Source organism: Persicimonas caeni, assembly GCF_006517175.1.
Classification (GTDB): Bacteria; Myxococcota_A; Bradymonadia; order Bradymonadales; family Bradymonadaceae; genus Persicimonas; species Persicimonas caeni.
Window position 1 is genome coordinate 2,264,393 of sequence record NZ_CP041186.1, and the last position, 12,534, is coordinate 2,276,926.

The 12,534-nt window shown below is 65.4% G+C and carries 12 protein-coding genes; 4 read left to right on the top strand and 8 right to left on the bottom strand.

The window, feature by feature from the left end; translation table 11 throughout:
• Positions 1-8: 8 nt before the first annotated feature.
• The 5 genes from FIV42_RS08410 to FIV42_RS08430 all read right to left on the bottom strand — a co-directional run bounded on the left by FIV42_RS08410 (position 9) and on the right by FIV42_RS08430 (position 5,334).
• Positions 9-773, bottom strand: coding sequence for a nucleotidyltransferase domain-containing protein (locus FIV42_RS08410; RefSeq protein WP_141197243.1), 765 nt, complete (start codon positions 771-773; stop codon positions 9-11).
• Positions 774-1,038: 265 nt separating this feature from the next.
• Positions 1,039-1,971, bottom strand: coding sequence for a nucleotidyltransferase domain-containing protein (locus tag FIV42_RS08415; RefSeq protein ID WP_141197244.1), 933 nt, complete (start codon positions 1,969-1,971; stop codon positions 1,039-1,041).
• 9 nt (positions 1,972-1,980) lie between these two features.
• Positions 1,981-3,162, bottom strand: coding sequence for an MFS transporter (locus tag FIV42_RS08420; RefSeq protein ID WP_141197245.1), 1,182 nt, complete (start codon positions 3,160-3,162; stop codon positions 1,981-1,983).
• Positions 3,163-3,201: 39 nt separating this feature from the next.
• Positions 3,202-4,449 (bottom strand): VWA domain-containing protein, encoded by a 1,248-nt coding sequence (locus tag FIV42_RS08425; protein WP_141197246.1) that lies wholly within the window; start codon positions 4,447-4,449, stop codon positions 3,202-3,204.
• A 108-nt stretch (positions 4,450-4,557) separates the two neighbouring features.
• Positions 4,558-5,334, bottom strand: a complete 777-nt coding sequence (locus FIV42_RS08430) for a gamma-glutamyl-gamma-aminobutyrate hydrolase family protein (protein WP_141197247.1) — start codon at positions 5,332-5,334, stop codon at positions 4,558-4,560.
• Between the two features lie 230 nt (positions 5,335-5,564).
• Between FIV42_RS08430 and FIV42_RS08435 the strand changes: the two genes are divergently transcribed.
• From FIV42_RS08435 to FIV42_RS08450, 4 genes are read left to right on the top strand one after another with little or no spacing between them, the layout of a single operon-like run.
• On the top strand, positions 5,565-5,783 hold the full coding sequence (locus tag FIV42_RS08435) for a hypothetical protein (RefSeq protein WP_141197248.1): 219 nt from the start codon (positions 5,565-5,567) through the stop codon (positions 5,781-5,783).
• Positions 5,784-5,793: 10 nt separating this feature from the next.
• Positions 5,794-6,117: a hypothetical protein gene (locus FIV42_RS08440; protein WP_141197249.1), complete on the top strand. Its 324-nt coding sequence runs from the start codon at positions 5,794-5,796 to the stop codon at positions 6,115-6,117.
• A 30-nt stretch (positions 6,118-6,147) separates the two neighbouring features.
• The gene (locus FIV42_RS08445) at positions 6,148-6,402 is read left to right on the top strand and encodes a hypothetical protein (protein ID WP_141197250.1); all 255 of its coding nucleotides are present in this window, start codon (positions 6,148-6,150) and stop codon (positions 6,400-6,402) included.
• Positions 6,399-6,920: a hypothetical protein gene (locus FIV42_RS08450; protein WP_141197251.1), complete on the top strand. Its 522-nt coding sequence runs from the start codon at positions 6,399-6,401 to the stop codon at positions 6,918-6,920. Before FIV42_RS08445 ends, FIV42_RS08450 begins: the two co-directional genes overlap by 4 nt.
• 51 nt (positions 6,921-6,971) lie before the next feature.
• Here FIV42_RS08450 and thrA read toward each other — a convergent pair whose 3' ends face one another.
• The 3 genes from thrA to FIV42_RS08465 all read right to left on the bottom strand — a co-directional run bounded on the left by thrA (position 6,972) and on the right by FIV42_RS08465 (position 12,526).
• Entirely contained in the window at positions 6,972-9,515 is a 2,544-nt protein-coding gene (gene thrA, locus FIV42_RS08455) for a bifunctional aspartate kinase/homoserine dehydrogenase I (RefSeq protein WP_141197252.1), read from the bottom strand.
• Between the two features lies 1 nt (position 9,516).
• Positions 9,517-10,704: a trans-sulfuration enzyme family protein gene (locus tag FIV42_RS08460; RefSeq protein ID WP_141197253.1), complete on the bottom strand. Its 1,188-nt coding sequence runs from the start codon at positions 10,702-10,704 to the stop codon at positions 9,517-9,519.
• Positions 10,705-10,819: 115 nt separating this feature from the next.
• The gene (locus FIV42_RS08465; RefSeq protein WP_141197254.1) at positions 10,820-12,526 is read right to left on the bottom strand and encodes a SpoIID/LytB domain-containing protein; all 1,707 of its coding nucleotides are present in this window, start codon (positions 12,524-12,526) and stop codon (positions 10,820-10,822) included.
• Between the last annotated feature and the right edge of the window lie 8 nt (positions 12,527-12,534).

Below are 12,534 nucleotides of genomic sequence, written 5' to 3' on the forward strand. Positions count from 1 at the left end.
CACGCGCCTCACCGAGCCTGCAACCGCACACGCACCAGCAAATCGTGCAGGCGCTCTTTGGCGTCGGCCTCGGGCGTCTCGCGCAGCTCACTCGCCTCGTGTTCCTTCTCGAGACGCTCGATGAGTTCGAGCACGTAGTCGCGGTGCTTGTCGATGCTCGACGGGTCGAGCTGCATCTTCTCGGTGCCCGCCTGCTTGGCCTCGATCAGGTCGAGCAAGTCGGGGCGGTTGTACTTGGCGGCGAGCGTCGTCAGGTCGGTCTCGACCTCGCCGGTACGCATCAGGTGAATGCCGGAGAAGCAGCCGCGATAGGCGTACAACAGCGCCTTGAGGCGCCGACTCTCCTCGAACCCCTCCCAGCGCGAGCGAGCAAACCCCAGATAGTGGTGGGCGTGGTGGCGAGTGATGCAGTCGCCGGCGATCTCTTTGAGCTCGTCGAACGCGTCGCCGCCCTCGATGAGGTGCGGCGAAAAGACCTGCTCGAGCACCATCGCGTTCTTGTTGAGCAGCAGCTCGATGAACTTCTTGAGGTCGTGCGTGACCACGTCGAGCTCCCGGCCCTCCAGGTCGTGCATGACGTCGACCGTATCACGCCTCGCCCGCAACCCCACGACATCCTCGAGCGGCAGCACATGTGCCCCGCGCACGTCATAATCCGAGTCTCCCGACGGAAACCCGTACATATGCGCTCCGCTCAACACCGCGAAGAAGATCGGATACGGATGCTCGTCAACTTGCCGCTCCAACCAACCGAAATCATATGACTTTTGCATGGGGAGTCTCTTAGGGTTGCTTAGGGTTACTTAGGGTTGCTTAGGGTTACTTAGGGTTACTTAGTACTACTTGGTCACTTTCGGTGAACCCGCCCTGGAGCGGCCCAGAACCACGATCGCTTCGGCGTCATTCTTCCATGATGCGCACCGGCATCGCTGTCAGAATGCCTTCTCGCGCTCGTGGCCCTGGTCTCGCTCAGGTGCGGGCCACGAAATTGACCAAGTAGTATTAGGGTTACTTAGGGTTACTTAGGGTTACTTAGGGTTACTTAGTCTCCCATCCATCGACGGCCCACCGCCTCGCCTCAACAAGATAATCATTCGCGCGCTCGTAATCAGGTCGTTCGGGCAAATCGGTCGCCTCGAACACCTCGTCGAAGCGCTTGTGCAGGTCCAGTCGCCACTTGTCGACCTCCGGCCAGGGCATCTCGCCGTCTTTGATGGCGATCAAGCGCCCGCGCCACTGCTCGACGTCGACCGGCACGAAGCCCTCCTCGAGGATGGTGATCCCCGAGATGAGCAGCCGGATCAGGTGCATGGCGTGCTTGGTCTTGATCTCGCTGGTCTTCTCGAAGCGCCGGTTGAGCTTCTTGAACTGCGAGAGCACGTAGCGGTTGTAGGTCTGGTAGACGAGCTGCGACAAGAAGATATGCCGCATGTCCAACAGCTCCTGGGCCACCGGATGCACGTGCTCGACGACCGGCGTGTACAGGCACTCCAAGATATTCGGGTTGGCCTTGAGCGCGAGGCGCAAAAACTTCTGCAGCTCCCAGTACACCTCGTCGGTCGCCTTGTCCTCGAGCTGCTCGGGCACGCCGTAGAGCGACCAGTGCAGCCTGGCCGGCGGCAGGTAGATGCCGCGCCGGTCGACGTCCGACTCCTCGTGAGCCAGCCCGTAGGCCTCCGAGCCGACGATGCACCGGTAGATGACTGTGCGCCGCAGGCTGTCTTCGCCCTCGGGATGCTCGGCCTGCTCCCAGTCGGGCCGGTGGAAGTGGCTCAAGATGGCCAGATCGTCGCGTGCGACGGTCGCCTCGGCCCCGTCGGTAAAGCGAATTCGGTAGTCGCCGCCCTTCTCGTGCGGGTTACGCACGACTTGAGCGACCGCGCCCTCGGGGCGCTCGCGCGGGCCGGCCTTCGTGGGCGTCCTCAAGACGACCTTCGTGCCGACGGGCAAGATTTTGTGGACGTTTTGCATAATAAAACCTCACTCACGCAAGGTAGCGGCGACGACCACGACCAACAAGGCCGCCAACCCCGCGGCTCCCCAGAAGACGCCCTCATAGCTCCATGCGGCGTACAAGACCCCGGCGGCGACCGGCCCGGTGGTCTGACCGATGCGGTAGACCGTGCCGTTGAGCGCCATGAATGCGCCGCGGTACTCGATGGGGGCGAGCCCGGCCAACAAGGTCTGCACCGACGGGATGTTTAGGCCCTGGGCGGCGCCGTACACCAGCGACGGCACGACCATCCACCACGCCGAGGGCATATACGGGAGCATCGCCATGGCGGCGACGTAGAGCACGATGGAGGCGTAGATGAGCCCCGTGGCGCTGAACCGGCGAGTGAGCGCCTCGAGGTTCGCGCTGACCAAGAAGGTCGTGATCGACGCCGACGAAATCACCAGGCCGATGGCGAACGAGTCGATGGCGAAGCGGTCGTCGAGCAACAGCGGCACGAAGGTCAGGTACGGGCCGAACAAGATGGCAAAGACGGCAAAGCTGACCAAGAAGATGCCCACCACCTGCCGGTTCTTCAGCCCGCGGGTGACCTGAGCCAGGTACTCTTTGAAGTGGGCGTTGACCTCCGGCTCGGGGTTGTCGAGGCGAAACAGCACGAAGAGCCCCACCGGAATGGCCACGATGGGCAGCGCGAACGGGTAGTGCCAGCCGAGCATGGCCAGCGCGCCGCCGATGGCGGGGTAGGCGGCGGTGCCGATGCTCAAGACGCTCGCGTTATAGCCCATCGCCGCGGTGCGCTCGTTGCCCGCGAAGATGTCTCCGATCAGCGTCAGGTTGAGCGCGCCCAAGGACGCCGCGCCCATCCCCTGCAAGAGCCGAAGCCCGAGCAACAACTCGAAGTCGCGCGCGAACGCGCACGCCGTTCCGGCCACGCCGAACAAAAAGAGCGACGGCACCAGGATGCGCTTGCGGCCGATGCGGTCGGACAAGAAGCCCAGAACGGGCGTCAGAATAACCCCGGAGAGGTAGTAGAAGGTGATCAGCAGCCCGGTCTGCTCGGGGGCGACGTCGAGCGCCTCGGCGACCTTCGGAAAGACGGGCGTGATCGACGACACGCCCATGACCGCGCTCAGGGTGATACCGAAGATGATGTGCAGCCGGGGATCTTTTAGGACCCGCCGGCCGGCGGGCTTTGCTTCTCGAGTCATGAGGGCCTTCGGCCGGTCGTGGGGCGCTTCGCGCCACACCTACCCGCCGATGCACGTACCGGTCAACCCCTCCTCGATGGCGCACGTTCCCTCGCCGCAGCAGTCGCCGTTGTCGGCGCAAGTGCCGCCAAGCGGCTGGCACTGCGTACCGCAGGTACCGTCGATGCACGTGCCGCTGCAGCAGTCTCCGTCGGCGCTGCAGGAGTTGCCCGCCGGGGTGCAGCCGGCGCAGTTGACGGTCACCGCCATCACCGTGCCGTCGGCGGCGGCGTCTTGGAGCGTGTCGCACCAGCTTCCGTGGACGCTCAGGGTCGCGGTGCCCGGGTCGTAGGTAAAGCCGTCGGACCCATCCTGGGGCACCGGCTGATTGTCGATCTCGACGCTGATCAAGTCAGCGCTGGCCGGGGCGGAGTCGAGGGTCTGCGAGCAAGCGATGACATCGGTCGAGATATTGCGCACCGCGTCGGCCAACTCGCTGGTGCTGTTGGCGGTGTAGAACCGGTTCGAGCCGGGGGCGTCGGTGCCGCCGGCTTCGGCGAGCGCGTCGAGCTTGTCGGGGTTGGCCTCGGAGCGGAAGCCGACCACGAAGATGGGCACGCCCTCGGCGGCCAGCGTCTGGGCCTCGCTCAGGTGGGGGTGCTCGTCCTCACACACGGTGGGGTCGCCGTCGGTGATGACCACGAGCGCCTTTTCGCGCTTGTCGTCGTTAGTGTCGCCCGTCTCGCTGAGCAGGTTGCGCGTGCGCACCTCGTAGATCGCCTGGCCGGTGGGCGTGCCGCCGGCGGCGGTCAGCCCCGCCCAGGCGCCCTTGAGGTCGGCGGCGCTGTTCGTGCCCACCTCGATCATGTCGTTGACCCCGCAGCCGGCGCTCGGGAAGGGATAGGCGCCCACGCCCAGCCGGATGCGCCCGGAGAGCGAGTCGGCGACCGCGTCGAGGCCCGCCTTGGCCTGAGTCATCGGCTCGCCCTCCATCGACGAGGAGCGGTCGACGAGCAGGTAGACGTTGGGCTGGTAGACCTCGCTAAAGGTGGTCGTCGGGCAGGTATCGCCGTTGTTTCCGCCGCCGTCGGCCCCGGAGCCATCGGCTCCCGAGCCGTCGGCCACGGCATCGCCGGTGGTGGCGTCGCCGCCGTTATTGCCTCCGCCGTCGGTCTGGCCGTTATTCTGGCCACCGTTATTGGAGCCGCCGTTATTCGCCGAACCGGCATCGTCGTCGGAGCATGCACCGAGCACAAGGCCCGCTGCGCAGGTGAGAACCGCCAGCCACTTTGCGTGTCGCGCCGCCATCTCTCTCTCGTTGTCGTGGAATCGTTACTCGCCGCGATCCATAGTACGCAATCGAGGGCCGACCTTCCAGCGCGGGCGCCAAGAGCGAGATGCACTCGCAATGAACGACTACCGACGCGCGTCGACCGCTTGCAAAAACGCGTCGATCACCGCGAAGCGATCGAGCAACTCGTCTTCGTCGGCGTGCTGGAACTCGGGATGCCACTGCAGGCCCATCGCCCAGCGCTCGTCGGAATCGAGGCGCACCGCCTCGACCACCCCATCACCCGCCGCGCGCGCCTCGATGACGAGCCCCTCGCCGACGTCTTTGATCGCCTGGTGGTGCACGCTGTTGACCAGCCCTCGGGTCTTGCCGCCGTAAATCCCGCTCAACCGGCTCTCCGGCTCGATGGCGATCGGGTGGTAGTTGCGCTCGTACAGCGGGCGGTCCATGTGGGCGAGCGGGTCGTCGACCTGCGTGGGCACGTCCTGGTAGAGCGTGCCGCCGCGAGCGACGTTCAAAATCTGGTGGCCGCGGCAGATCCCCAACAACGGCTTGTCGTGCTCGAGGCAGGCGCGCACGAGCGCGATCTCGTAGGCGTCGCGCACGGCATCACCGGGCCACTGCTCCGACATATGAGCTTCGCCGTAAGTCTCCGGCGCCACGTCCACCCCGCCCTGCAGCACGACGCCGTCGAGCCCTTCGACAAGGTCGTGCAGGGAGGTGGCCACCTCGACGCCTTCCGGGGCGAACGGGATGACGTAGGGGCGCACGCCGGCTTCCATCAGCCAGGTGGCCATCGATTGCTCCAGGTAGAGCAAGGGGCGGCCGTTGTAGACGCGTCGATCCGGATCTTCGTGGAAGACCGACGCCGAGACACCGATGCGGGCGGATGTGCGGATCATGTTACTCGTCTCCTACAATTCTCACTTCTTGGGAGCCTTCGGTTGCACGCTCCTACAGCCCTACCATAGACTACGTCCATATTCCCCAACGAAGGGGCGGCAGCGCACGGTCGGAGGACCACTCCAAGATGCTGTCGTGTGTTTGTATTAGTGTGTCTCTCGAACGCATGGAGGATACCTTGCGCCGTAAAGAGTCTGCCACCCGATCCGGTGGCTCCAATCTATTACTGATGTTTGTGGCCCTGGCCGCCATCTTCATGTCGGTCGGCTGCGCGACCCAGGTCGGGCCGCGCTACGTCGACCAGATCACGTCGTCGAAGAAGTCGGTCAAGCTCCTGTATCACCAGCAAGTGGGCGCCGAGACCAAACGTGGGCTCATCGAGTGTGAGCGCAACAAAGACGGGTCTCTGCAGAACTGCCAGAACGTCAACATCCACTTCAAAGAGTAAGGAGCGATCCATGAACACCACGCGAAATATCGCCTTCGCCCTGCTCTTGTTGGGCGTGTTGGCGCTGACGTCGGCCTGCTCGACGAGCTACCGCATCCTGAGCGTCGAAGACCACCCCAACGGGGAGGTCACCCTGATGAAGACGCTGACCACCAGCAGCGTGGGCGGGTTCTACAACACCGCCAAGTACAACTACTGGGAGTGCCGCCGCAGCGACGCGGGGCTCAGCTGCGAGAAGACCTGCTGGCACCGCGACATCAGCGGCCAGTGGCCGCAAAACGCCCCCCAAGACGGCGCCATGTGCGGCGGCGGGGTCGCCACCGCTGCTCAGTAGAGCCATCAGTCGATCGACAAGGAGTGAACGATGAAAAACGCATTTCGAGCGGTAGCCGCTCTCATCGCGCTGGGCATCCTAGCCAGCGTCTCGGTGGGTTGCGTCACCCCGCGACCCGTCATGTTCAAGCAAGAGTTCGTCGAAGGAAAGAGCATCAAACACATCAAAGACCCGGTGACCGAGGAGTACCTCCTCGAGATCTGCGAGTACGATGATGCCGGCGAGCGCCTGCAATGCAGCCGCAGCACCATTTTGGTCGAGAAAGAGGAGAAGACCCTGCTATGAGCACTCGAGCCATTCGAATCAGTCTAATCGCAGCGCTCTCGCTCTTCTTTTTGTCCGGCTGCGGCATCTTCAAGCAGCAGAGCAAGCGCTATATCAGCACCACCCACTGGGGCGAGATGGGCGGCGGCGCCTTCGCCGAAAAGGAGCAGCCTGCTCCCGAGCCCGAAGCCAAGAGTGACGTCGAGGCGGCCGCCGAAGAGAGCGCGGGCACCAAGACCGAAGAAGGCAACGAGGCCAGCGCCGAGGGCGACAATGCCCCCGAAGCGCCGCCCCAAGAGGTCGCCTCGGCCGGCAACGTCGGCAGCACCGCCCAGTCGAGCGGCGGCGACGAGGACATGACCCTTTACATCGCCTACTACGAGCACATCACCACCGAGAATATGCTCAACGGCGAGACGAACACCGCGGCCATCCGGTCGCACCTGCGCATCTGCCAGCTCCAGGAAGACAACTCGCTGCAGTGCAGCGAGAACAAGGAGCTCAACAAGATGCTCAACCCGCACATGCAGCCACGCTAAGCAGCATTGGAGGCAGGGTCGAGCGCCCTGCCTCCGCTTACCTGCCTCCCCTTACCTTCCTCGCAAGTTCTGCGAAATCCGGAGCACGTCGCTCAGTACACCCGCCGCGGTGACGGCGCCGCCGGCGCCCGCACCCTGCACGATGAGCGGGTAGTCCTGGTAGCGCTCGGTGGTAAACGCCACGAACGACTCCGAGCCGCGCAGCCGCGTGGCCGGGTGGCTCGCTTCGATGGCGACCGGCCCCACCTGAAATCGGGGCTCGGCGCCGTCGACGCCCGGGTCGATGACCGCCAGGTACCGGAGGGTCTTGTCCTCGGCTTTGATCGTAGCGATCTGCTCGGAAAACTCCTCGTCGTAGTCTTCCAGCGCCGCGAAGAACTCGTCGAGCGTGTCCGTCTCGAGGAGCCGCTGGGGCACCAGGGGCTCGACGGCGATGTCGTCGAGCTCGAGGTCGAGGCCGAGTTCACGGGCCAGGATGAGCGCCTTGCGGGCGACGTCGAGCCCGCTGAGATCGTCTTGCGGGTTGGGCTCGGTGTAGCCGAGCTCCTTGGCGGTGCGGATCGCCTCGGACAGCGGCACGCCGGCCATCACCTCGTTGGTCAGGTAACCGAGCGTGCCCGAAAACGAGCCCTCCACGAGCATGACGCGGTCGCCGGTGCGCACCAGGTTTTGCAGCGTGTCGACCACCGGCAGGCTCGCGCCCACGGTCGTCTCGTAGTGGTAGGCGCGGTGATTCTTGCGCGCGCTGGCCATCAGAGCTGCGTAGTCGTCGAGTGAGGCGGTGACTGGTTTTTTGTTGGCCGCCACCACGTGCACGCCGCGCTCGAAGGCCTTCTCGTAGAGCGCCTCCATGCCGCCGGCGGCGGTCACGTCGACCAAAATGGGCACCGACAGGCGCGTGAGCTTGTCGAGCATTCTCTCGAGCGCCTCGGGAGAGTTCGGCTCGCTGTGCAGCTCGTCGGCGGCGTCCGCGTCGAGCAGCTCCGACCAACCATCGAGCTCGAGGCCGGCAGGGTCGAAGGTGATGCGCCGGCTATTCGACAGGCCGACGACGCGCACGTCGACGTCGTGCTCACGCTCGAGCTTTTGCTGCTGGCTGCGAATCTGGCCGAGCAGCTCGCTTCCGACCACCCCGCAGCCCATCACGAAGAGGTTGACCTCCTGGTGGGCGAAGTTGAAGGCGGCGTGGACCGTGCGCACGGCCACCTCGGTGTCGGCGGCGTCGATCACGCACGAGATCGACCGCGAGCTCTCGCCCTGGGCGATGGCCAAGACCTTGATGCCCACCGCGCCGAGCGACTGGAAGAACTTGCCGGCGATATTGTGGCTGTCGCGCATCTTCTCGGCGACCAGGCTCAACAAGGTCACCGGGCGGCGCACGTCGACCGGCTCGACCTCGCCGCGCTCGAGTTCCCAGGCGAACGCCTCTTCAATCGCCGCTTTGGCGCGCTCGACCTCGTCGACGGGCACTACGACCGAGACGGCCTGGCCGTGGGCGGCCTGCGTGGCCATCCACACGGTCACCCCTGCCTCTTCGAAGGCGCGCAACACGCGACGGCCCATCTGGGCCTGTCGGGAGAGTTCGCGCCAGCGAAGGTCGACCAGAGCCAAGTTCTCCAGCGAGGTCACGCACGTGGGCTGGTCGCCCTCGCCCACCCCGAGGGCGTCGATGCGCGTGCCCGGCTCGTCGGGGTCCATCGTGTTGCGAATGCGCATCGGGATGCCCGACTCGATGAGCGGGAGCATCGTGCGGTTGTGGAACATGCGCGCGCCGTAGTTGGCCAACTCGAGCGCCTCGAGATAGCTCAAGCTGGCGACCGGGTAGGCGTCGTCGACGATGAACGGATCGGCGGTCATCACGCCGGATACGTCCGTGCAGATGACGACCTCGTCGGCGTCCAAGCCGCGCCCCAGGAGCGTGGCGGTGTAGTCCGAGCCGTTTCGCCCCAGGGTGGTCGTGCGCCCGTCGGGCGTCTGCCCCAAAAAGCCCGTGTGGATGGGCACCGCGTCGCCCCACCCTTCGCGTAGTGCGTCGAGGCGCGCTTTGGAGGCCTCCCAGTCGACCCGGGCGCTGCCGAAGGTGGCGTCGGTCACCACCCAGTCGCGCGCGTCGACAAAGGTCGCCTCCACCCCGCGCGCCGCCACCAACTCGGCCACGATCGTCGCGCTCAAACGCTCGCCGAAGGAGAGCACGAGATCGAGCGACTGCTCGGTTTTCTCGCGAAGCAGACTGATGCCGAGCAAGAGCTTTCGCAGCGGCTCGAGCATCTCGCGCACGACCGGGGTAATCTGGGCGTGCGGGGCGCTCGCAGGCGCCGGGCCGTCGGCCTCGAGCGCGTCCCCTTCTAGCACGACGAGCGCGTTGCTCGTGGCCAGGTCGGCGATGCGATCGACGAGCGCCTCGGCGCCGTCGAGATCGCCCCCAGCGGCCAACTCGACCGCCTCGAGCAGCCAGTCGGTGGTGTCGCCCATCGCCGAGCAGACCACGGCCAAGGGGCTCTCCTCGCGCTCCTCGACGATGAGGTCGACGACCTGGCTCAAACGCGGGGCGGCGCCCAACGACGATCCGCCGAATTTCAGAACACGGTAGCTCATCTCACACCTCCTCGAGCGCCTGCTCGAGATCGTCGATCAGGTCTTGGGTGTCTTCGATGCCGATAGCAAAGCGCACCAGGTTGTCGCGAATGCCGATGTCGAGCCGCTGCTCGGTGGTCAACTCGTAGAACGACATCAGGGCGGGCTGCTCGATGAGGCTCTCGACGCCGCCGAGCGACGGGCCGATCTGGGGGATCTCACACGCGTCGATAAACCGCGACACGTCGTCGAGATCGCCCTCGACGAGAAAGCTGACGACCCCGCCGAAGCCGTGCATCTGCCGGCTGGCGACCTCGTGGCTCGCGTGGCTCTCGAGGCCGGGATAATAGACTCTCTCGACCTTCGGATGCGCCTCGAGCCACCGGGCGATCTGCAGCGCCGAGTCGTTCTGGCGGTGCACCCTGAGGTCGAGCGTCTTGATGCCCCGGATGAGCATGTAGGCGGTGTTGGCGTCGACCACGCTTCCGAGCACACCGCGAAAGTCGCGGATCGCGTCGATGATCCCGGCGTTGCCGCAGATCGCCCCGGCGAGCAGGTCGTTGTGGCCGCCCAGGTACTTGGTGGCCGAGTGAACGACCAGGTCGACGCCGAAGTCGAGCGGCTTCTGATTGATTGGGGTGGCGAACGTCGAGTCGATCATGATCTTGACGCCGCGGTGGCGGTCGCGAATCTCGACGAGCTTCTCGAGATCGGCCACATGCAGGTACGGGTTGGTCGGCGACTCGGCGATGATCAGCCGGGTCTCACCGGGGCGAATCGCCGCCTCGAGCGCCTCGTAGTCGCCCGGCTCGACGAGGGTCGCCTCGACGCCGAATTTACCCAGCGTGCGCGTGACGAATTGGCGCGTGCGTCGGTAGCAATCGCTGGTCATCACCACGTGCTGGCCGCTGCGCAGCATGGCCAGCAGCGTGGTCGTGATCGCGGCCATGCCGCTCGAGAAGAGCGCTGCGCCGCCGGCGCCGTCGAGCGCGGCGATCTTCTGCTCGGCCACGCTCACCGTCGGGTTGCCGTAGCGCCCGTACTCCTCGCGCTCGATGCGCCGCTCGAAGTGCGCACGCAACTCGGCGGTATCCTCGAACACGTACGTCGCCGTGCTCTGGATGGGCATGGTGATCGCATCGCCGGCCTTTTTGCGCGGCTCACCGCCGTGCACTGCGATCGTCGATAGCTTCTTCCCGTCCGTTGCCATGGCGTCCCTCGGGCAAAAGGCAAAGCATAGTTGTGTGGTAGGATTTGTAGCAGGTGGGCTGGGACGTGGCAAGATCGAGCCTGGCGGCGCGGTCTTGGGTCTTGTAGGCGGGGTGTCAGTACAGCTCTTTGACTTCGATGCCCGAGTAGTAGTGGGTGAGGATGTCTTTGTAGGACTTGCCGTCGTGCGCCATGCCGGTCGCGCCGGTCTGGCACATGCCGACGCCGTGGCCGAAGCCGGCGCCGCGGAAGGTGAACTCGGTGATATTGCCCTTGTTGTCCTTGCTGTACTTCATCAAGAACAGCCCGCTCTTGAGGCCGCCGAAGAGCCGGCGCACGTTGAGTTCGCGCTCGATGACCGCCTTGCCCTTCGAGCCGGTAACCTGCAGGCGGATGACCCGCCCGCTCACACCGCGACTCTCGATGGCCACCTTGCGCAGGTCGCCGACGTTGTAGCCGTGCTCGTCGAGCCACGCTTTGGCCTTGGAGGCGGGTACGGTTTTGGTCCAGCGGTAGTATTTGGTGCTGCTCACCGGCGCGGTCTTGCTGTGGGCGGGCATGTCGCTCTTCAGGAAATCGTCGAGCTCCGACACGCTGATGCCGTCCCTAAACTTCTTGGGCACCTTGCCCGACGGGGCGTCGGCTTTGCCGCGTAGGTAGGGCCTGGGCTCGGCGTCCCAGACGTTGTCGTTATTCTCGGTGAACCCGCCGGCGTTCGAGCTGTAGACCGCCTCGATGATCTGCTTGCCGTAGAACATGACCTGGCCGCGGGTGGCCTTGACCGCCTTCGTCGTGCGCGGATGCTCGGCGCCCACGCCGCCGTAGACCTGGTCGTAGATGTCGGCGCGCTGCATGTAGGGGTCGGCCAGGTTGCGTACGCCGATGGCCGCGAAGATCTCGTTGCGCGCGGCCACTGCCTGGGCGCGAAGCGCGCCTTCCGGGGCGCTGGCGTAGATCTCGGCGGGGACGACGCCGCGCAGCAGGCGCTCGGCGCCCAAGCTGTTCATCGCCACGAGCTTGCCCTTTTTATCGGGCGCAAAGATCAAGGTGCCCGTGTAGGTGCGCGTCTCGGTGCCGGGCCGGTAGTTCTTCTTGATGCCGGGGACCGTGTAGCGAATCTCCTCTTTGCGCCCCTCTTTGGCCGACACCCACATCACGCTCGGGTTTTTGACCTCGACGTCGACGCCCTCGCCGGTCAGCGTGAGCGTGCCCGACGGGTATTCGGTCGCCTGGGAGTGGATGCGCCCGATGATGCCGTATTTCGCCTCGAGCTTGCGCTTGAGCTTGTGGGCCTCTTTGAGGTCGTCGGTGCCCCCCACGCCCACCAGAATCTGCCGCGAGTCGAAGACCTTACCGCGGATGGCGAAGAGCCCGCCCACCTCGAAGGTGTCGGGCAGGTAGCCGCGCTTGGTCCACTCCTGAGTGACCTCGCCGACCTTCTTTCGCTGGCGCACGCTCAGCCCGTCGACGACGACCCAGTGCTTGTACTTGCCCGGCTGGGTATCCGAAATCTCGACGGTGTACTTCTTGTTGCCCGGCAACACGATCTCGGTGCCGCCCTCGCCCTGAGGGAGCACGCGGATCGACTCCGACGGGGTGAACTCGACGGACTTTTTGCCCTCGAGGATACCCACCCGAATGATCGGGTCGCCCTCGGCGGTGAAGTTGAGCTGGGGGGCGTACAGAATCGCCAGCCGGTCGGCCGCGGTCAGCTCGCGCTGCTGGGCGGTGGCGGGGATGGAGAGCGTGACAAACGCCAGAGCCACCAGCGCGGCGAAGACGATGCGACGCGCGCCGGAGGTGATGTGGATGAGGTACTTCATGGGTCCTT

Excerpts from the sequence above, each read along its gene's own strand:
- FIV42_RS08410 (WP_141197243.1), bottom strand. The coding sequence starts at position 773 with ATGCAAAAGTCATATGATTTCGGTTGGTTGGAGCGGCAAGTTGACGAG.
- FIV42_RS08415 (WP_141197244.1), bottom strand. The coding sequence starts at position 1,971 with ATGCAAAACGTCCACAAAATCTTGCCCGTCGGCACGAAGGTCGTCTTG.
- FIV42_RS08420 (WP_141197245.1), bottom strand. The coding sequence starts at position 3,162 with ATGACTCGAGAAGCAAAGCCCGCCGGCCGGCGGGTCCTAAAAGATCCC.
- FIV42_RS08425 (WP_141197246.1), bottom strand. The coding sequence starts at position 4,449 with ATGGCGGCGCGACACGCAAAGTGGCTGGCGGTTCTCACCTGCGCAGCG.
- FIV42_RS08430 (WP_141197247.1), bottom strand. The coding sequence starts at position 5,334 with ATGATCCGCACATCCGCCCGCATCGGTGTCTCGGCGTCGGTCTTCCAC.
- FIV42_RS08435 (WP_141197248.1), top strand. The coding sequence starts at position 5,565 with ATGTTTGTGGCCCTGGCCGCCATCTTCATGTCGGTCGGCTGCGCGACC.
- FIV42_RS08440 (WP_141197249.1), top strand. The coding sequence starts at position 5,794 with ATGAACACCACGCGAAATATCGCCTTCGCCCTGCTCTTGTTGGGCGTG.
- FIV42_RS08445 (WP_141197250.1), top strand. The coding sequence starts at position 6,148 with ATGAAAAACGCATTTCGAGCGGTAGCCGCTCTCATCGCGCTGGGCATC.
- FIV42_RS08450 (WP_141197251.1), top strand. The coding sequence starts at position 6,399 with ATGAGCACTCGAGCCATTCGAATCAGTCTAATCGCAGCGCTCTCGCTC.
- thrA (WP_141197252.1), bottom strand. The coding sequence starts at position 9,515 with ATGAGCTACCGTGTTCTGAAATTCGGCGGATCGTCGTTGGGCGCCGCC.
- FIV42_RS08460 (WP_141197253.1), bottom strand. The coding sequence starts at position 10,704 with ATGGCAACGGACGGGAAGAAGCTATCGACGATCGCAGTGCACGGCGGT.
- FIV42_RS08465 (WP_141197254.1), bottom strand. The coding sequence starts at position 12,526 with ATGAAGTACCTCATCCACATCACCTCCGGCGCGCGTCGCATCGTCTTC.